Origin of the sequence: Delftia sp. DT-2, from assembly GCF_028401915.1 — a bacterium.
Classification (GTDB): Bacteria; Pseudomonadota; Gammaproteobacteria; order Burkholderiales; family Burkholderiaceae_C; genus Comamonas; species Comamonas tsuruhatensis.
Genome location: NZ_JAQOTI010000012.1, coordinates 158,494 through 176,818, shown reverse-complemented (window position 1 = coordinate 176,818; position 18,325 = coordinate 158,494). Strand labels below are relative to the sequence as shown.

The window sequence follows — 18,325 nt, the reverse complement described above, 5'->3', positions numbered from 1 at the left end:
AGTTCGCATCGCCGCGCAGCGCATAGGCAAAGTGCCAGGGCTGCTTGTTGCTGGCCGAAGGGGCCCAGCGCGCGGCGTCGGCCAGTTGCTCGATCTGGGCCTGGCTCAGTGCCTCCGGCTTGAAGGCGCGCGGCGACATGCGGCCCAGGAACTGCGGATGGATGGGGGTGGTGGTGTTGCGTGTCATGCGGATAGGCGGCAAGCAGAAAGGAAAGCGGCAACGATAGCGCAAGGCCTCAGGGCTGGCGCGGTGCCTGGCCATGCTGCTGGCTGATCACGCGCAGGTGGCGCTCCATGCGGATGAAGACCAGCACCATCACCACCAGCACGAGGAATGACATCAGCATGCTCCAGAAGGCCGTCTCCACGGCGCCGAAGCGCTCCTTCCAGGAGCTGCTGCCGTGGCTGTCCTCGCCGCGCAGCGCGCGCGCCGCATTGTCCAGTGACAGCGTGTAGTTCAGCAGCACCGTGGACAGGATCTGCTGGGCCGTCTGCGCCTGCAGCCGCGGCTCCAGCGCGGCATTGCCGAAGACCTGCTCCAGCGCGGCGGGCAGGCCCTGCACATAGGCCGCATAGGCGCCCTTGCCGTGTTCCAGCTCGGCGGCCTGGGCACGCTCGTGGATGGCGGCGGCGGTATCCACGGGATCGACCATCCAGCTGTCTTCCTCGTCGGCGGAGGCGGCTGCGGCAGCCGCTGCGTCGGCAGCCGCTGCATCGGCCGCCGCATCCACGGCCCCGGCATCGCCTTCGCGCTGGCCGCGCTCCTGGATGTGGCGCTGCACATCGGCCTCGGACGGCAGGGCGTCGCCTTGCAGCAGCGGGTGCAGCGGTGCCAGGCCCCGGGCCTGGTGGTCCCGTTCTGTGCGCTCGCGCCGCGCAGGATCCTTGTTCACGAAGGCGCGCACCAGGGCGTCGGCCTTCTGGAAGGCGGGGCGCAGCGCCGGATCGGCCAGGCGCTTTTCCATGGCGGGTTCGCCGCCGCCCGCGCCCAGGTCACGGCTGGTTTCGTCCACGACGAACTGCAGGTCGGGCCTGGCGTCCTTCCAGTTCAATTCCTGGGCCACGGCCTGGGGCGCCTCGGCCTTGCCGGGCCTGAAGCTCTCCCAGGTCCACAGTGCCATGCCCACCAGCACGAGCAGGGAGAACACCAGCAGCACCACGCGCACCACCTGCACCAGCAGGTCCTCGATCCTGCGCAGCATGTTTGTAATCATCGGATTCCTCGGTTGGTTCGTAAAACAAGGGCGCGTCCGGCCCGCCTGCAGGCCTGTTCTGTTGCTATTGATTTGAAAGCACCGGACGCAGACGCGCGAATTCTAGGAAGGCTGCCGCGCACGCGCGCACCGGTTCTCAATGTTTTACATTTCGCGCCAAACTCGAAGTGTGCATGTGCTCCCGTGGCATGCGCCGTCCTGCAATGGGTGTCTGCCGGATGGCGGGATGTTCATGGCCGCAGGGCGCATGGTTCTCCCGCTTGCGGGCGCGCTGGCTTTGGGCCTACCGGCTGTAGCGGCTTCCCGAATCCGCTGTAATGCTCGCTTTGATTTCTGACTGACTAGAGAGGGCTCGCCCATGACCAAAACGTCGCTGGATAAATCGAAGATCAAGTTCCTGCTGCTCGAAGGCATCCATCCTTCCGCACTCGAAGTGCTGCGCAACGCGGGCTACACCAATGTGGAGACCGTGACGGGCGCGCTGGAAGGCGAGGAGCTCAAGCGCAAGATCGCCGACGTGCACTTCGTCGGCATCCGTTCGCGCACGCAGCTGACGGCCGACGTGTTCGCCGCCGCGCAAAAGCTCGTGGCCGTGGGCTGCTTTTGCATCGGCACCAACCAGGTGGACCTGGGCGCGGCGCGCGAGCGTGGCGTGGTGGTCTTCAACGCGCCTTACTCCAACACGCGCTCGGTGGCCGAGCTGGTGCTGGCCGAGGCCATCCTGCTGCTGCGCGGCGTGCCCGCCAAGAACGCCTCCGCCCACCGCGGCGGCTGGCTCAAGAGCGCCGAGAACTCCTACGAAATCCGCGGCAAGACGCTGGGCATCGTGGGCTACGGCTCCATCGGCACCCAGCTGTCGGTGATGGCCGAGTCGGTGGGCATGCAGGTGCTCTTCCATGACGTGTCCACCAAGCTGCCGCTGGGCAATGCGCGCCAGGCCGCATCGCTGGCCGATCTGCTGGCCGGCAGCGACATCGTCACCCTGCACGTGCCCGAGCTGCCCTCCACCCAGTGGATGATCGGCGCCAAGGAAATCGCGGCCATGAAGCCCGGCGCCATCCTGATCAATGCCTCGCGCGGCACCGTGGTGGAAATCGAGCCGCTGGCCGAGGCCCTGAAGGCCGGCAAGCTGCTGGGCGCCGCCATCGACGTGTTCCCCACCGAGCCGCGCAGCAACAAGGATGAATTCGTCTCGCCCCTGCGCGGCCTGGACAACGTCATCCTGACACCGCACGTGGGCGGCTCCACCATGGAGGCCCAGGCCAACATCGGCCTGGAAGTGGCCGAGAAGCTGGTCAAGTACAGCGACAACGGCACCACCACCTCGGCGGTGAACTTCCCCGAAGTGGCCCTGCCCGCCCACCCCGGCCAGAACCGCATCCTGCACGTGCACCACAACCAGCCCGGCGTGCTGTCGGCCATCAACCAGGTGTTTGCCGAGAACGGCATCAACATTGCCGGCCAGTACCTGCGCACCGACGAGAAGGTGGGCTATGTGGTGATCGACCTGGCAGCCCAGTCCTCGGGCCTGGCGGTCGAGAAACTGACCCAGGTTCCCGGCACCATCCGCTGCCGCGTGCTGTTCTGATGGCCAGGTTTCAGGATGCTGCGCTTGGGCGCACTTCCTGAAACTGGCGCATTGCCGGCTCGCCCTATCTGCCCGGCTGCAGCAGAAGCCGCATCAGGTCCGTGCGCGTGATCAGGCCGGTCAGCCGGCCTTCGCGCATCACGGGAATGCAGGGCACGCTGTGCCGGGCCAGGGCGTCCAGCAACTGGCCCACGGGCGTGTCCTCGTCCACGCTGAGTTCAGGCGCATGAACCAGCTGGGGCAGCTCCGACAGGCGGGGCGCGGCCCGGGTCTTGCCGGGCAGGCGCTGGCCCAGCCAGTTCAACAAAGAAGGTTTTGCCGCAGATTCGGCCGGGCGCACGGGGCTCATCCACAGCCACTCGTACAGCTCGGCACGGGAGACCGTGCCGGCCAGGCCGCCATCGGCGTCCAGCACCGGCAGGCTCTTGGCCGGGTGCGCGCGAAAGCGTGCGGCCACGGCGTGCACGTCGTCGTCCAAGGAGCAGCTCACGGGATCGCGCGTCATCAGCTGGGCGCAGCGCACGCCGCCCAGGCGGTGCTCGATGGCGGTTTCCTCGGCGGCGGCCAGCAGCTCGGCCAGGTCGTCGGCTTCCAGGTTGTTTTCCTGGCCGAAGCGCAGCAGCAGCGCCTCCAGATCGGCATGGGACAGGCCCAGGCGCGAGGCATGGCGATGGGCCGAATCGGCGGGCGAGGCCTTGGGCGCCGTGTCGGCATGGTGGGGATAGCGCCGGCCCGTAGCGCGGTGGAGCGCCGTGGCCGCCAGGACCAGCGCCAGCGTCAGCGCGCCCACGGGCACGAAGGGCAGCATCCAGCCGGCGGCCAGCGAGGCCTTGGCATTGAGCACCGTCAGCAGGGCCATGGCGCCACCCGGCGGATGCAGCGAGCGCGTCAGCAGCATGCAGCCTATGGCGCCACCCACGGCCAGCGCAGGGGCCAGCTGGGGAGGGCTCCACTGCAGCACGAACAGGGCCCAGAGCGCAGACACCGTATTGCCCACCACGCAGGACCAGGGCTGGGCCAGCGGGCTGGTGGGCACGGCGAACAGCAGCACGGCCGTGGCGCCCAGCGGCGCGAACAGGCGCAGGGGAAGATCCCAGGTGCCCGCATGCGCCAGCCAGACCAGGGCCGTGGCCAGCCCCATGCCCACGATGGAGCCCATGGCCACGCGCCACATGTCCGCAGGCGCGGGGCGCGGCACCACCGGCCCCCATGCTTTTCTGTTCCAGCCCATGGCCTTGTTGTCTTGTTGTCTTTGCCTGCGCGGCCCCGGGGCAGGGCTGCAAAAGCGCGTCATTTTAGGAAGGGACGCCGCTCTTGCTGGCAACATGGGCTTTGCACTGCCTTGGTGCAAACCTGGAAGATTCAGTCCACCACGGACTGGTACACGCCCTCGCGCATCACCCAGCGGTAGGGAATGCGCTGGGCCATGGACTGCATCATGAGGATGGCGAACAGGTCCTCCTGCGGATCGATCCAGAAGAAGGTGCCGTAGATGCCGCTCCATGAAAAGTCGCCCACGCTGCCCGGCAGCGGGTTGAGGCCCGGCGCCGTGCGCACCGCAAACCCCAGGCCGAAGCCCTGGCCCACCTCGGGCGAGGGCCGCTGGGCGCCGAAATACGCCATGTCCGGCCCCATGCGCACGCTGGCGGGCAGGTGGTTGGAGGTCATCAGCTCCACGGTCTTGCGCGAGACCAGGCGCACGCCGTCCAGCGTGCCGCCGTTGCGCCAGAACAGGCACAGCCGCGCGTAGTCGGCCATGGTCGAGACCATGCCACCGCCGCCCGACTCGAACATCATGGCGCGCGTGACCGGGGGGATGGGCGGCATCTGTTTCTGCGGCCCTTCGGGCTGGGGCCGCGCGGCGCGTGCGATCTCGCTGTCGGGCGCATGAAAGCCCGTGTCGGCCATGCCCAGCGGCCCGGTGATGTGCTCGCGCACGAAGGCGGCCAGCGTCTGGCCGCTGACCACCTCGACCACGCGGCCCAGCACATCGGTGGACATGCCGTATTCCCAGGTCTCGCCGGGCTGGGCCACCAGCGGCAGCTGCGCGAGCCTGGTGATGAACTGCGCATTGGTGAACTTGCCGCTGAACAGGCCCGCATCCAGGTACATCTTCTTGACGGGGTGCTCGGTGCCGGCGAATCCATAGGGAATGCCGGAGGTGTGGCGCAGCAGGTCCTGCAGCGTGATGGAGCGTGCCAGCGGCGCGCGCTCCAGGCCCACGCGCAGCGCGGCCAGCTCGGGCAGGTACTGCTCCACGGGCTCGATGATGGACAGCCGACCCTGCTCGGCCAGCATCATGATGGCCAGCGAGGTGATGGGCTTGCTCATGGAGGCGATGCGGAAGATGGCATCGGGCCGCATGGCCGTGCCGGCCTCGGGGTCCAGCAGGCCGAAGCTCTCCAGGTAGGCCAGCTTGCCGCGCCGTGCCACCAGGGCCACGGCGCCCGGGATCTCGCCGGTGTCCACGCCGCGCTGCAGCCGGGCCGACAGGCGCGCCAGGCGCGCGCCGCCCAGGCCTACGGCTTCAGGGGAGTCGGCCCAGGGCAGGCCGGGGATGTGCAGGCGGTCGGTGCTGGTGGTCATGCTGTCTCCTCAGGTGCGATGGCAGGGATTCTGGAGACATGCAGGCGCAGGCGCTGTTCGGTGCGGGACAGCCGGCGCGGAGCGTGCACACGAAAAAAAGCCCGCCACGGTGGGCGGGCTTGGTGGGCCGGGTGGACCGTGCGTGTGGTCAGGCCAGCTTGGCCTTGAGCAGCTCGTTGACCTGCGCCGGGTTGGCCTTGCCCTTGGAAGCCTTCATGACCTGGCCGACCAGGGCGTTGAAGGCCTTGTCCTTGCCTGCGCGGTACTGCTCCACGTTGGCCGGATTGGCGGCGATCACCTCGTCGATGATCTTCTCCAGCGCGCCCGTGTCGTTCATCTGCTTGAGGCCCTTGGCCTCGATGATGGCGTCCACGTCCTGGCCCTCACCTGTCCACAGCGCCTCAAACACCTGCTTGGCGGCGTTGTTGGAGATGGTGCCGTCGCCGATGCGCGCGATCAGCGCGGCCAGCTGGGCGCTGGAGACCTTGGCGGCCTCCATGCCGATTTCCTCGGTGTTCAGGCGGCGCGAGATCTCGCCCATGATCCAGTTGCTGGCCAGCTTGGGCGCATTGCAGGCCCGGGCCGTGTCCTCGAAGTAGGCGGCCATGGCCTGGCTTTGCGTCAGCGTGGTGGCGTCGTACTCGGGCAGGCCATATTGCTCGACAAAGCGCGCGGCCATGGCGCGCGGCAGCTCGGGCATGTCGGCCCTGACCTGTTCCACCCACTCGGGCGCGACCACCAGCGGCGGCAGGTCCGGGTCGGGGAAGTAGCGGTAGTCGGCCGCGTCTTCCTTGGTGCGCATGGAGCGCGTCTCGCCCGTGTCGGGGTCGAACAGCACGGTGGCCTGCTGGATGCGGCGGCCGTCCTCGATTTCCTCGATCTGCCAGCGGATCTCGTAGTCGATGGCCAGCTGCATGTTCTTGAAGCTGTTGAGGTTCTTGATCTCGCGGCGCGTGCCCAGCGGCTGGCCGGGCTTGCGCACGGAGACGTTGGCGTCGCAGCGAAAGCTCCCTTCCTGCATGTTGCCGTCGCAGATGCCGATCCAGGTCACGATCTGGTGCAGCGTCTTGGCGTAGGCCACGGCTTCTTCCGTGCTGCGGATGTCGGGCTCGGTCACGATCTCCAGCAGCGGCGTGCCGGCGCGGTTCAGATCGATGCCCGACTGGCCGATGAAGTCCTCGTGCAGCGACTTGCCGGCATCTTCCTCCAGGTGGGCGCGCACCAGGCGAATGGTCTTCTTCTCGTCGCCGAGGAAGAAGGACACCTCGCCGCCCTGGACCACGGGAATCTCGAACTGCGAGATCTGGTAGCCCTTGGGCAGGTCGGGATAGAAGTAGTTCTTGCGCGCGAAGATGCTGCGCGGCGCAATGTGCGAGCCCAGCGCCAGGCCGAGGCGGATGGCGCACTCGACGGCCTTTTTGTTCATCACCGGCAGCGTGCCGGGCAGCGCCATGTCCACGGCGCAGGCCTGGGTGTTGGGCTCGGCGCCAAAGGCGGTGCTTGCGCGGCTGAAGATCTTGGACTGGGTGGCCAGCTGGGCGTGGGTCTCGAAGCCGATGACGACTTCATAGCCCTGGATGAGTTTCGCGGTCATGGGGTCTCAGATGCCCTTCGGAGCTTGAAGGTGGAAATCGGTGGCCTGCTGGAAGCGGTGGGCGGCGTTGAGCAGCTGGCCTTCCTTGAAGTAGTTGCCGATCAGCTGCAGGCCCACGGGCATGCCGGCCTCGCCAAAGCCTGCGGGCACGCTCATGCCGGGCAGGCCGGCCAGCGACGCGGGCAGCGTGAAGATGTCGGCCAGGTAGTTGGCCAGCGGGTCGCGCTGTGAGCCCAGCTGCCAGGCCACGGTGGGCGCGGCGGGGCCGGCGATCACGTCGCACTGCTGGAAGGCGGCCTGGAAGTCGTCGGCGATCATGCGGCGGATCTTCTGCGCCTGCAGGTAGTAGGCGTCGTAGTAGCCCTCGGACAGCACGTAGGCGCCGATCATGATGCGGCGCTTGACCTCGTCGCCGAAGCCTTCGGCGCGGGTCTTCTTGTACATGTCCACCAGGTCCGTGTAGTCCTTGGCGCGGTGGCCGAACTTCACGCCGTCGAAGCGCGACAGGTTGGACGATGCCTCGGCCGGGGCCAGGATGTAGTACACGGGAATCGACAGCTCGGTGCGCGGCAGCGAGATCGGCACCAGGCGGGCGCCCAGCTTCTCGTATTCCTTGAGCGCGCCATCCACGGCGGCGCGCACGTCGGCCGACAGGCCTTCGCCGAAGAACTCGGCGGGGATGCCGATGCGCAGGCCTTCGATGCCGTCGTTCAGGCGGGCCGTGAAGTCCTCGGCGGGCACGTCCAGGCTGGTGGAGTCGCGGTCCAGGTCGGGGCCGCACATCTCGGACAGCAGCAGGGCGCAGTCCTCGGCGCTCTTGCCCATGGGACCGGCCTGGTCCAGGCTGGAGGCGAAGGCGATCATGCCGTAGCGGCTGGCGCGGCCATAGGTGGGCTTGATGCCGGTGATGCCGCAAAACGATGCGGGCTGGCGGATGGAGCCGCCCGTGTCGGTGCCGGTGACGGCGGGCGCCAGGCCGGCGGCCACGGCCACGGCCGAGCCGCCCGAGGAGCCGCCGGGCACGCGGTCCAGGTTCCAGGGATTGCGCACGGGCGCGGGTGCGTCGAAGCCCACGGGCGCGACGGCCGAGTTCTCGTTGGCCGAGCCCATGGCGAATTCGTCGCAGTTGAGCTTGCCCAGCGTCACGGCGCCGGCCTCGGCCAGGCGGGTGACCACGGTGGCGTCGAAGGGCGAGCGATAGCCGGCCAGCATCTTGCTGGAGGCCGTGGTCGGGAAGTCGCGCGTGACGAAGATGTCCTTGTGCGCAATGGGCACGCCAGCCAGGCGACCGCCCTTGCCTTGGGCAATCAGGGCGTCGGCAGCGCGGGCCTGGGCCAGGGTGGCCTCTTCGTCGATGCTGACGAAGGCGCCCAGGTTCTGGTGCGCCTGGGCGCGGGCCAGGAAATGCTGGGCGGCTTCGACGGCGCCGAGCTTGCGCTCGCGCAGCAGGGCCGACAGGGCCGACACGCCGAGCGTGTGCAGATCAGTGGTTTGCTGGGTCATGTATGGGATGCGGAAAACGGGGACGGATGCCAGGGGACAGGAAGCAGGGCGAGCGACGCCCGGCGCTCACTCGATCACCTTGGGGACCAGGAACAGGCCGCGCTCGACGGCCGGGGCGCTGCGCTGATTGGCGTCGCGCTGGTCGGGCTCGCTGGCAATGTCCTCGCGCAGGCGCAGGGCAATGTCCTGGATGGCGGCGACCGGATGTGACAGCGGGCTGACGCCCGAAGTATCCACAGCCTGCATCTTCTCCACGATGCCGAAAAAATCATTGAGCTGGCCTAGCATGCGCTCACTCTCTGCGGAAGAGAGCTCGAGCCGTGCGAGGTTCGCGATGCGTGCGATGTCTTGTGCGTTCAGTGCCATAGGAATTTTGAAGGGGGCAACGGGATGTAAACCCGCATTTCAAGCCCCGGCAGTACAAGTTATTCACAGGGGATACGGTATTATCTCGGCTTTGCCGCAAGACCCTCTCCGAGCTGGTCATTGTGCGAAAAGCCAACCCCATCCAGACTCCCTAACTTTCATCCCGGCGATGGCAGGCCGACGAGCATGCCGTGCCTGAGAGGACTCTCGTAATGTTCGGAGCTTTCCGTCGGTATTTCTCCACCGACCTTGCCATTGATCTTGGCACAGCCAACACCCTGATTTTCGCCCGCGACAAGGGCATTGTTCTGGACGAACCCTCCGTTGTCGCCATCCGCCACGAAGGCGGCCCGCATGGCAAGAAGGTGATCCAGGCGGTGGGCCGTGAAGCCAAGGCCATGCTGGGCAAGGTGCCCGGCAACATCGAGGCCATCCGCCCGATGAAGGATGGCGTGATTGCCGACTTCGTCATCACCGAGCAGATGATCAAGCAGTTCATCAAGATGGTGCATCCGCGCTCGGTGCTCACGCCCAGCCCGCGCATCATCATCTGCGTGCCCTGCGGCTCCACCCAGGTCGAGCGCCGCGCCATCAAGGACGCGGCCGAGGCGGCAGGCGCCACCTCCGTCTACCTGATCGAGGAACCCATGGCCGCCGGCATCGGTGCCGGCCTGCCGGTGTCCGAGGCCTCGGGCTCCATGGTGGTGGACATCGGTGGCGGTACCACCGAAGTCGGCGTGATCTCGCTGGGCGGCATGGTCTACAAGGGCTCCGTGCGCGTGGGCGGCGACAAGTTCGACGAAGCCATCATCAGCTACATCCGCCGCAACTACGGCATGCTGATCGGCGAGCCCACGGCCGAATCCATCAAGAAGAACATCGGCTCGGCCTTCCCCGGCTCCGAAGTCAAGGAGATGGAAGTCAAGGGCCGCAACCTCTCCGAAGGCGTGCCGCGCAGCTTCACCATCTCGTCCAACGAGGTGCTTGAAGCCCTGACCGACCCGCTCAACCAGATCGTCAGCGCCGTCAAGAACGCGCTGGAGCAGACCCCGCCCGAGCTGGGCGCCGACATTGCCGAGCGCGGCATGATGCTCACCGGCGGCGGCGCGCTGCTGCGCGACCTGGACCGCCTGCTGGCCGAAGAGACGGGCCTGCCCGTGCTCGTGGCCGAGGAACCGCTGACCTGTGTGGTGCGCGGCTGCGGCATGGCGCTGGAGACCATGGACCGCCAGGGCAGCATCTTCACCAGCGACTGACGCGGCGCAGGCCGGGGCCCGTTGTCGCGGGCCCGGGGCCGCAGCCGTCTGACTGCAACGATTTTTCTCCCCCTTCCGTGGTGACCTGCATGCTTGCCCTGCCTTCCTTCGCACCGGGCCCGGCCCGTGCTTTCCAGGCCGCAGCAAGTGCGGCAGGGCAGGCCCTGCCGCGCAGGAGGGGCGCATGAATCCCAACACCCTGGACCACTCGGCGCCCTCGCTGTTCAAGCGGCGGCCCTCGCGCGTCTCCCAACTGGCCATCTACAGCGCATTGGCGCTGTTTCTGATGGTGGCCGACGCGCGTTTCAGGATCACCGACCCCGTGCGCGTGGCCGTGTCCACCGTGCTGTACCCCGTGCAGTGGATGATGCTCAAGCCGGTGGAGGCCGTGCACGACGCCAGCCGCTACCTGGGCTCGCTGGACGAGGCCCAGGCCCGGGAGCAGGGCGCGCGCAAGGAACTGGTGGCCATGGCCCAGCGTGCCTCGCTGGCCGACGAACTGATCCAGGAAAACGACCATCTGCGCGAGCTGCTGCAGCTGCGCGACCGCCTGACCACGCCCGGCACGGCGGCCGAAGTGGTCTACGACAGCCCCGACCTCTATACCCGCCGTGTGGTCATTGACCGAGGCCAGGTGGACGGCATCGCCCAGGGCTCGCCCGTGCTCGATGAAAAGGGCGTGGTCGGCCAGGTCACGCGCGTGTATCCGCTGCGTTCCGAGGTCACCCTGCTCATCGACCGCGACCAGGCCATTCCCGTCTTCAACCCGCGCACCGGCGCGCGCAGCGTGGCCTATGGCGATCCGTCGCCGCTGCGCACCGGCGGCATCGAGCTGCGCTTCATGCCCAGCAATGCCGATGTCCAGGAAGGCGACCTGCTGACCACCAGCGGCGTCGACGGCCTGTACCCGCCGGGCCTGCCCGTGGCCAAGGTGGTCTCGGTGGAGCGCCGCGCCGACTCGGCCTTCTCCCGCATCTACTGCGAGCCCGTGGGCCGCGTGCAGGGCGTGCGCCACGTGGTGGTGCTCAAGCCGCTGGACCGCGCCACCCACCCCGAGGCGGAAGGCGCCGCCGAACCCCTGCGCGCCGGCAAGGGCAAGGAAAAAGACAAGGGCAAGGAAAAAGACAAGGGCAAGGATGGCAAGGGCAAGGAAGCCTCCAAGGACGGTGGCAAGGCCGGCAAGACAGATGCGCCGGCCACGCCTGCAGCACCCGCTGCTCCCGCCGCACCCGCCTCCGCCAGGAAGGAGCCCGCATGATCATGCCGCGCGGCCAGCAGTTGCTGCTGCCGGTCAACCCCCTGTTCATCGTCGTCAGCCTGCTGGCGGCGCTGGCACTCAACATGCTGCCGCTGGGCCGCCAGGCCTGGCAGCCCGACCTGCTCATGGTGCTGCTGGCCTTCTGGGCGCTGAACCAGCCCCAGCGCGTGGGCATGGGCGTGGCCTTTTTGCTGGGCCTGTGCATGGATGTGGACCGCTCCTCCCTGCTGGGCCAGCATGCGCTGGCCTATGCGCTGCTGGTGTTCGCGGCCGGCGCCATGGGCCGGCGCCTGTCCTGGTTCTCCACGCCCGTGCAGGCGCTGCACCTGCTGCCCCTGTTCGCCGTCGTGCACGGCCTGCAGGTGCTGCTGCGCATGGTGGCGGGCGGCATCGTGCCCGGCCCGCTGGTGGTGGTGGCCCCCTTGATCGAGGCCCTGCTGTGGCCCCTGGTCAGCGGCCTGCTGCTGGCGCCGCAACGCCGCCCCCCCGACAGCGACGAGAACCGTCCTCTGTGAGGCTTGACGCGTGATGGAAATCCGCAATACAGAAGCCGAGCTGCAGCGATTCAGGCTGCGCGCATGGGTGATGAGCGTGGTGGTGCTGCTGGCCTTCGGGCTGGTGGTGGCTCGCTTGCTGGTGCTGCAGGTGCAGCGCCATGAGGAGCTGGCCGAGCGCGCCGAAAGCAATCGCACGGCCGTGGTGCCCATCGTGCCCAACCGGGGCCAGATCCTGGACCGCAACGGCGTGGTGCTGGCCACCAACTACTCGGCCTATACGCTGGAGATCATGCCCTCGCGCGCGGGCAACCTTGAAGAGACCATCGACAGCCTGGCCGAGATCGTCGAGATCACGCCGCGCGACCGGCGCAAGTTCAAGCGCCTGGTGGACGACTCCCGCAGCTTCGACTCCCTGCCCATCCGCACGCGCCTGACCGATGACGAGGTCGCGCGCTTTGCCGCGCAGCGCTACCGCTTCCCGGGCGTGGACATCAAGGCGCGGCTGTTCCGCACCTATCCCATGCAGGACACGGCCAGCCATGTCATCGGCTACATAGGCCGCATCAACCAGCGCGAGAAAGAGGCGCTGGAAGACTCCGACGACGCCGCCAACTACCGTGGCACCGACGTCATCGGCAAGCTGGGCGTGGAGCAGAGCTACGAAACCGACCTCCACGGCCAGACCGGCTGGGAGGAAATGGAAACCTCGGCCGGCGGACATGCCGTGCGCAAGCTCGGCAGCCGCCCCGCCACGCCCGGCGACAGCCTGGTGCTGTCGCTGGACATCAAGCTGCAGCGCATGGTGGAGGAGCTGTACGGCGACCGCCGCGGCGCCCTGGTGGCCATCGATCCGCGCAGCGGCGAAGTGCTGGCCATGGTCAGCCGTCCCACCTTCGACCTGAACCTCTTCGTCGATGGCATCGACCAGGAGAGCTGGACCACGCTCAACGAATCCATCAACCGCCCGCTGCTCAACCGCGCGCTGCGGGGCACCTATCCGCCGGGCTCCACCTACAAGCCCTTCATGGCGATTGCCGCGCTGGAGTCGGGCAAGCGCCGCCCCGACACCACCATCATGGACAACGGCAGCTGGACCTTCGGCGGCCACACCTTCCGCTCGGGCCACCCCAACGGGCCGACCAACCTGCGCCGCTCCATCATCAAGTCGTCCAACGTGTACTACTACATGCTGGCCAACGACATGGGCGTGGACATGATCCACGACTACATGAAGCCGCTGGGCTTCGGCCAGCTCACCGGCATCGATGTGCGCGGCGAGGCGCGCGGCGTGCTGCCCAGCACCGAGTGGAAGCGCAACACCTACAAGCGGCCCGAGCAGAAGAAGTGGTACGCGGGCGAGACCATCTCGCTGGGCATCGGCCAGGGCTACAACAACTTCACCATCCTGCAGCTGGCCAATGCCATGTCCACGCTGGCGGCCAAGGGCGTCAAGCACCGCCCCCACCTGGCCGTGGGCCGTGTCGATGCCGTCACGCAGCAGTTCTCGGCCATCAACAAGGACCCTGGCACCAGCATGGGCTACAAGCCCGAGAACGTGGAGGCCGTGCGCGCCGCCGTGGCCGCCGTGACGGTGGAGGGCACCTCGCGCGGCATCTTCGGCAACGCGCCCTACACCTCCACCGGCAAGACCGGCACGGCCCAGGCCGTGGGCGTGCGCCAGAACGAGAAGTACAACGCGGCACGCCTGTCCGAGTTCCAGCGCGACCACTCGCTGTACATCGCCTACGCGCCGGCCGACAACCCCACCATTGCCGTCGCTGCCATCGTGGAGAACGCCGGCTTCGGTGCCGCTGCCGCCGCACCGCTGGCGCGCCGCGTGTTCGACTACTGGCTGCTGGGCCGCTACCCCAGCCTGGAAGACATGGCCGCCATGCGCAAGGGCCAGGCCGGCGTGCCCATAGGCACCCCGCGCCGCGTCTCCGAAATCACGCTGGATGCGGAAACCGTGAACCTGCCCGGCCTGCCGCGCTACGAGCCGCCCGAGGCGCCGGTCCCCGTGCCCGCAGGCCGCCCGGCGGTGCTGTCGCCGCCTTCGGCTGCCGAGCTGGAGGATTGAGGCACGCTTGTGTGCCGCTGCAAGCGGGTCTGAGCCCTGCGCGGCAGATTCAGCGCTGCCAGGGATCGATGACCGTGACCCCGCAGTCCGCAAAGTCCCGCACATTGCGGGTGGCAAGGCTGGCTCCCCTTGAGCGGGCGATGGCCGCAATCATGGCGTCGAACTGGCTGATGGGTCTGCCGGACTGCCTTCAGGCCGCAGCGATCTGCGCATAAGTGTCAGCGGCACCGTTGTCGAACTCCAGGACGCGGCCTGCCATATCGATGTCCAAGATGGCCTGCACTGCAGCCAGCAACCCATGCTTGCGCTGTCCCTGCGGCAACAGCAGGACGCCGTACAGCAATTCGCCGCGCGTGATGGCTGTGGTGAGCAAACTGGAGCGGGGCTGGCTGGCCAGCCATTCCATGGCGCGCCTGTCGGGATCGGGGCGCAGAGCCTCGGACAGGACGTTGGTGTCGAGAATGATCACCGGCTGGCACCCAGCGGATTGCGAATGGGCTCGCGCTGCGCAAGCACCAGTTCAACGCCGCCCAGGGGCTCGACCCGGGCCCGGATGGAGTCGAACAGTGAATGCCCCTCCGCCGCATTGGCTGCGAGTGCCGCGCGCAAGATGTTGCGGGCCTCTTCTTCCATGGAGTGGCCGTGCAGGTCCGCCTGCAGACGCAGCCGGGCCTGCAGGTCTTCATCCAGATCGTGGATCGTCATGGTAGTCATGGCCAGGCTCCTTTCAGGTCAATGACGCATGGTAGTCATGGACACGCAAGGCGACAACGGCATGCCCCCTGCGCATGAGGGCACGCAAGGCGACGAATCAGGGCTTCGGCCTCAATGCCCTATGCGCCCGATGAATGCCGCGATCCGCTCGCTGGCCGGGTTGCCGAAGAATTCGGCCGGTGGCGCCTCGTGGGCGATGCAGCCCTGGTCGAAGAACATCACGCGGTCGGCGACCTCGCGGGCGAAGCCCATTTCGTGGGTGACCACGATCATGGTCATGCCGCCGCGTGCCAGCTCGCGCATCACGTCCAGCACCTCCTGCACCATCTCCGGGTCCAGCGCGCTGGTGGGCTCGTCGAACAGCATCACCTGCGGCTCCATGGCCAGGGCGCGGGCAATGGCCACGCGCTGCTGCTGGCCGCCCGACAGCTGCCAAGGGTACTTGTGGGCATGGGCCTGCATGCCCACGCGCTCCAGCAGGGCCATGGCCTTGGCATTGGCCTGGGCGCGCGGCGTTTTGTGGATGCGGCGCGGCGCCAGGGTCACGTTGTCCAGCACCGTCATGTGGCCGAACAGGTTGAACTGCTGGAACACCATGCCCACTTCGCAGCGCTGCTTTTGCAGCGTGGCTTCGTTGTCGGTGACTTCGACGCCGTCGATGGTGATGCGCCCGCCATCATGCGGCTCCAGCCGGTTGATGGCGCGCAGCAGCGTGGACTTGCCCGAGCCCGAGGCGCCGATGATCACCGTCACCTCGCCCGTGCAAAACTGCGTGGAAACGCCCTTGAGCACCTGGTGGCTGCCGAAGGACTTGGTGACCTTGTCGGCCACGATGTAGGGCATGCCCCGTGCCAGCTTGTCGGCGCTCATTTGTGGCGGCCCTCCACGTCGAAGCGGTACTCCACGGCAGCCGTGACCTGGGTCACCAGCGTGGTCAGCACCAGGTAGGTCACGCCCACGGTGACCAGGGTCTCCACGGGCTGGAAGGTGGCCGACTGGATGCGGTTGCCCACATTGGTCAGCTCCACCACGCCGATGGCGTACGCCAGCGACGAATCCTTGAGCAGGGCCACGAAGTTGCTCACCAGCGGCGGCAGCGAGATCTTGAAGGCCTGCGGGAACACCACGTCCATGAAGACGCGGCTGCGCGGCAGGCCCAGCGCGCGTGCGGCCTCGGCCTGGCCGCGCGGCACGGCCTGCAGGCCGGCACGCACGGCTTCGGCGTTGTAGGCGCCCACGTTCAGCGCCAGCGCAATGCAGGCGGCGGCGAAGTCGGGCAGGTTCAGGCCCGGGATCAGCACCGGCAGCGCGAAGTAGATGAACAGGATCTGCACCAGCAGCGGCGTGCCGCGGATCGCCCAGACGTAAAAGCCTGCAGCCCAGCGCAGGGCGGCCGTGCGCGAGGTGCGCGCCAGCGCGGCGGCGATGCCCAGCACCAGGCCGGCGGCGCCGCTGGCCAGCGTCAGGTACAGCGTGGTGCGCGCGCCATCGGCGAAGGTGTCGGCATTGGAGCCTATGGGCTCGGGCAGCAGGGACAGGAACTGCCCCAGCAGCGAAACCACGAGCACCATCAGCAGCAGGGCCGTGACCAGGGTGGCGTTGCTGCGCTGCGAGCGGCTCCAGTGGGCGGGCCAGAGGACGGTAAGCATAGGTGGGCTAGAAACAAAAAGGCGCCCTGCAAGTGGGCGCCGGTCGGGCAGATCTGCCCGGGGCCTCAGTCAGGGCAGCGGATGTCTTCGTGGAAATATTTCTGCGACAGCTTGGCGTAGCTGCCGTCGGCCAGGGCGTCCTTGAAGGCCTTGTTCCAGGCGTCGGCCAGCGACTTGTTGTCCTTGGCCACGGCGGCGGCGATGCGCTCGACCAGCAGCAACTCGCCCTGCTTGAGCTGGGCATTGGGGTTCTTCTGCTGCAGTTCCTTGGCAATGAAGCGCTCGGTCACCCAGGCGTCCACCCGCTTGGACAGCAGCGCATTGCGCGCGGCCTCGTTCGTGGGGAAGTTGACCAGGCGCTTGATGCCGGGCAGGTTCTTCTCCATGTACTGCATATAGGTGGTGCCGGTCTGCACCGACACCGTCTTGCCCGCCAGGTCCTTGCCCGAGCGGATGGCCGGGTCCAGCGACATCACGATGGGGCCAGAGCAGTAATGGGGCTGGGTGAAGGTCACGGCCTTCTCGCGCTCGGGCGTGATGCCGTGCGAGGAAATCACCAGATCCCAGCGGTCCTGCTGCAGGCCGGTCAGCAGGGCGTCGAAGCTGATGGTCTTCCACTCGTACTTCACGCCCATCTTGGCGGCCATCATCTGGGCCAGCTCGACTTCGAAGCCGGTCAGCTGCTTGCCCTCGAAATGGGCGAAGGGCGCGTAGTAGCCCTCGGTGGCCAGGCGTAGCGTGCCTTCCTTCTGGATGGCGTCGAAGGGGCGGGCCTGAACGCCGGCGGCGGTCCACAGGGCCAGCGCGGCGGCGGCGATGACGGTAAAGCGTTTCATGGAACTCCTGGGCTGTCGCTCAAGACCTGACCCCGGCGCCGCAGCATGAAGAAAGCGCCAAGGCACGCATCAGTGCATGGGCCATGGACGGCGGGGCCGGTTTTTTGCGGCTGGTCGGGTACGGCCGCTGGCAGGGGTGCGACATGCACCAGCCGCCGCAGCTCAAGGCGAAAAGTCGGCAATTATAGAAGGTTGCCGTCGCCAACGCCGATGGCAGGTGTTGCGAACGCCGCTGGCCCGTGCTCAGGCGATGAAGGCGTCGTAGCCGGTCTTGAGGATCAGCAGGCTCACCACGCCGATGAAAATGCCGCGCACAAAGCCCGTTCCATGGCGCAGGGCCATGTGCGTGCCCAGCATGGCGCCCAGCACATTGGCCACCGCCATGGGCACGGCCAGGTGCCACCAGATATGGCCCTTGAGCGCGAACAGCGCCAGCGCAGCCAGGTTGGTGGCCATGTTCAGCAGCTTGGCCGAGGCCGATGCGTTCAGGAAGTCATAGCCCATCAGCCGCACGAACAGGAACACGAAGAAGCTGCCCGTGCCGGGGCCGAAGAAACCGTCATAGAAGCCAATCACCAGGCCGATGGCGCAGGCGATCAGCGTCTCGGCGCGGCCCGAATAGTGCGGCGTGTGGCGGCGGCCCATGTCCTTGCGCGCCAGCGTGTAAACCAGCACGCCCAGCAGCACCAGCGGCAGCAGCCGGCGCAGGAAATCGGGGGAGATCTGCGTGACGGCCCAGGCGCCCGCAAAAGAGCCCGCCATGCCCACGCAGGCCGCCGGCATCATCGCGCGCCAGGGCAACTGCACCTTGCGGCCGTACTGCCAGGTGGACATGGCCGTGCCCCAGACCGAGGCGCTCTTGTTGGTGCCCAGCAGCGTGGCCGGTGGTGCGGTGGGGAAGGTGGCGAACAGCGCGGGCAGCAGGATGAGGCCTCCGCCGCCCACGATGGCGTCCACGAAGCCAGCCAGCATCGAGGCCAGCGAGACGATGATCCATTCCATAGGGCGGCGATTGTCGCACCGCCACGGTGCCGCATCAGGCTGGCCGCAGGCATAAAAAAAGCGCCGGACTTGCCGGCGCTCTGGGAAATGCATCTTGGGATGCTATTTATGAATGTTGATCTGGTTGTGTACGAGTTGTCTCCTCGGCCCCTCTTGTGCAGCACTGTGGTACCGCGAGAGTGGAT

18 protein-coding genes are annotated in these 18,325 nt (G+C 67.6%); 5 read left to right on the top strand and 13 right to left on the bottom strand.

The features are described from left to right. Together PO605_RS22200 and PO605_RS22195 are read right to left on the bottom strand one after the other, a co-directional pair. Positions 1 to 187, bottom strand: a 187-nt coding sequence (locus PO605_RS22200; protein ID WP_272206885.1) for a nitroreductase family protein, incomplete at its 3' end; no start/stop codon positions are given. 49 nt (positions 188 to 236) lie between these two features. Then, on the bottom strand, positions 237 to 1,214 hold the full coding sequence (locus tag PO605_RS22195) for a hypothetical protein (protein WP_047218829.1): 978 nt from the start codon (positions 1,212 to 1,214) through the stop codon (positions 237 to 239). A 358-nt stretch (positions 1,215 to 1,572) separates the two neighbouring features. Here PO605_RS22195 and serA point away from each other — a divergent pair, with 358 nt between their 5' ends. Next, complete coding sequence (serA, locus tag PO605_RS22190; RefSeq protein WP_272206884.1) at positions 1,573 to 2,802, top strand: phosphoglycerate dehydrogenase; 1,230 nt, start codon at positions 1,573 to 1,575, stop codon at positions 2,800 to 2,802. Between the two features lie 64 nt (positions 2,803 to 2,866). Here the strand turns inward: serA and PO605_RS22185 are convergent, their stop codons facing one another. The 5 genes from PO605_RS22185 to gatC form a co-directional block, all read right to left on the bottom strand. After that, the gene (locus PO605_RS22185; RefSeq protein ID WP_047474392.1) at positions 2,867 to 4,033 is read right to left on the bottom strand and encodes an HPP family protein; all 1,167 of its coding nucleotides are present in this window, start codon (positions 4,031 to 4,033) and stop codon (positions 2,867 to 2,869) included. A 131-nt stretch (positions 4,034 to 4,164) separates the two neighbouring features. Further along, positions 4,165 to 5,388 (bottom strand): serine hydrolase domain-containing protein, encoded by a 1,224-nt coding sequence (locus PO605_RS22180; protein ID WP_047474390.1) that lies wholly within the window; start codon positions 5,386 to 5,388, stop codon positions 4,165 to 4,167. Between the two features lie 148 nt (positions 5,389 to 5,536). After that, positions 5,537 to 6,982: an Asp-tRNA(Asn)/Glu-tRNA(Gln) amidotransferase subunit GatB gene (gatB, locus tag PO605_RS22175; RefSeq protein WP_046238954.1), complete on the bottom strand. Its 1,446-nt coding sequence runs from the start codon at positions 6,980 to 6,982 to the stop codon at positions 5,537 to 5,539. Positions 6,983 to 6,988: 6 nt separating this feature from the next. After that, on the bottom strand, positions 6,989 to 8,485 hold the full coding sequence (gatA, locus tag PO605_RS22170) for an Asp-tRNA(Asn)/Glu-tRNA(Gln) amidotransferase subunit GatA (protein WP_272206883.1): 1,497 nt from the start codon (positions 8,483 to 8,485) through the stop codon (positions 6,989 to 6,991). Positions 8,486 to 8,551: 66 nt separating this feature from the next. Further along, on the bottom strand, positions 8,552 to 8,851 hold the full coding sequence (gatC, locus tag PO605_RS22165; RefSeq protein WP_016448550.1) for an Asp-tRNA(Asn)/Glu-tRNA(Gln) amidotransferase subunit GatC: 300 nt from the start codon (positions 8,849 to 8,851) through the stop codon (positions 8,552 to 8,554). A gap of 212 nt (positions 8,852 to 9,063) precedes the next feature. Here gatC and PO605_RS22160 point away from each other — a divergent pair, with 212 nt between their 5' ends. From PO605_RS22160 to mrdA, 4 genes are all read left to right on the top strand, one after another. Then, on the top strand, positions 9,064 to 10,107 hold the full coding sequence (locus PO605_RS22160; RefSeq protein ID WP_012202293.1) for a rod shape-determining protein: 1,044 nt from the start codon (positions 9,064 to 9,066) through the stop codon (positions 10,105 to 10,107). Between the two features lie 184 nt (positions 10,108 to 10,291). Beyond that, complete coding sequence (gene mreC, locus PO605_RS22155) at positions 10,292 to 11,365, top strand: rod shape-determining protein MreC (RefSeq protein WP_047472272.1); 1,074 nt, start codon at positions 10,292 to 10,294, stop codon at positions 11,363 to 11,365. Continuing rightward, positions 11,362 to 11,880, top strand: coding sequence for a rod shape-determining protein MreD (gene mreD, locus PO605_RS22150; protein WP_013800223.1), 519 nt, complete (start codon positions 11,362 to 11,364; stop codon positions 11,878 to 11,880). The genes mreC and mreD overlap by 4 nt, the downstream gene beginning before the upstream one ends. Positions 11,881 to 11,893: 13 nt before the next feature. Continuing rightward, positions 11,894 to 13,939, top strand: coding sequence for a penicillin-binding protein 2 (gene mrdA / locus PO605_RS22145; RefSeq protein ID WP_272206882.1), 2,046 nt, complete (start codon positions 11,894 to 11,896; stop codon positions 13,937 to 13,939). A gap of 190 nt (positions 13,940 to 14,129) precedes the next feature. Here mrdA and PO605_RS22140 read toward each other — a convergent pair whose 3' ends face one another. The 6 genes from PO605_RS22140 to PO605_RS22115 all read right to left on the bottom strand — a co-directional run bounded on the left by PO605_RS22140 (position 14,130) and on the right by PO605_RS22115 (position 18,140). Next, positions 14,130 to 14,408: a PIN domain-containing protein gene (locus PO605_RS22140; protein ID WP_231574427.1), complete on the bottom strand. Its 279-nt coding sequence runs from the start codon at positions 14,406 to 14,408 to the stop codon at positions 14,130 to 14,132. Beyond that, positions 14,405 to 14,653 (bottom strand): FitA-like ribbon-helix-helix domain-containing protein, encoded by a 249-nt coding sequence (locus tag PO605_RS22135; protein WP_016453586.1) that lies wholly within the window; start codon positions 14,651 to 14,653, stop codon positions 14,405 to 14,407. The genes PO605_RS22140 and PO605_RS22135 overlap by 4 nt, the downstream gene beginning before the upstream one ends. A gap of 111 nt (positions 14,654 to 14,764) precedes the next feature. Continuing rightward, a complete protein-coding gene (locus PO605_RS22130; RefSeq protein WP_272206881.1) occupies positions 14,765 to 15,523 on the bottom strand; it encodes an amino acid ABC transporter ATP-binding protein in 759 nt (252 codons plus the stop codon). Then, positions 15,520 to 16,302: an amino acid ABC transporter permease gene (locus tag PO605_RS22125; protein WP_272206880.1), complete on the bottom strand. Its 783-nt coding sequence runs from the start codon at positions 16,300 to 16,302 to the stop codon at positions 15,520 to 15,522. Before PO605_RS22125 ends, PO605_RS22130 begins: the two co-directional genes overlap by 4 nt. A gap of 65 nt (positions 16,303 to 16,367) precedes the next feature. Beyond that, positions 16,368 to 17,138, bottom strand: a complete 771-nt coding sequence (locus PO605_RS22120; RefSeq protein ID WP_272206879.1) for an ABC transporter substrate-binding protein — start codon at positions 17,136 to 17,138, stop codon at positions 16,368 to 16,370. Between the two features lie 243 nt (positions 17,139 to 17,381). After that, entirely contained in the window at positions 17,382 to 18,140 is a 759-nt protein-coding gene (locus tag PO605_RS22115; protein ID WP_047474093.1) for a sulfite exporter TauE/SafE family protein, read from the bottom strand. Positions 18,141 to 18,325 lie beyond the last annotated feature (185 nt).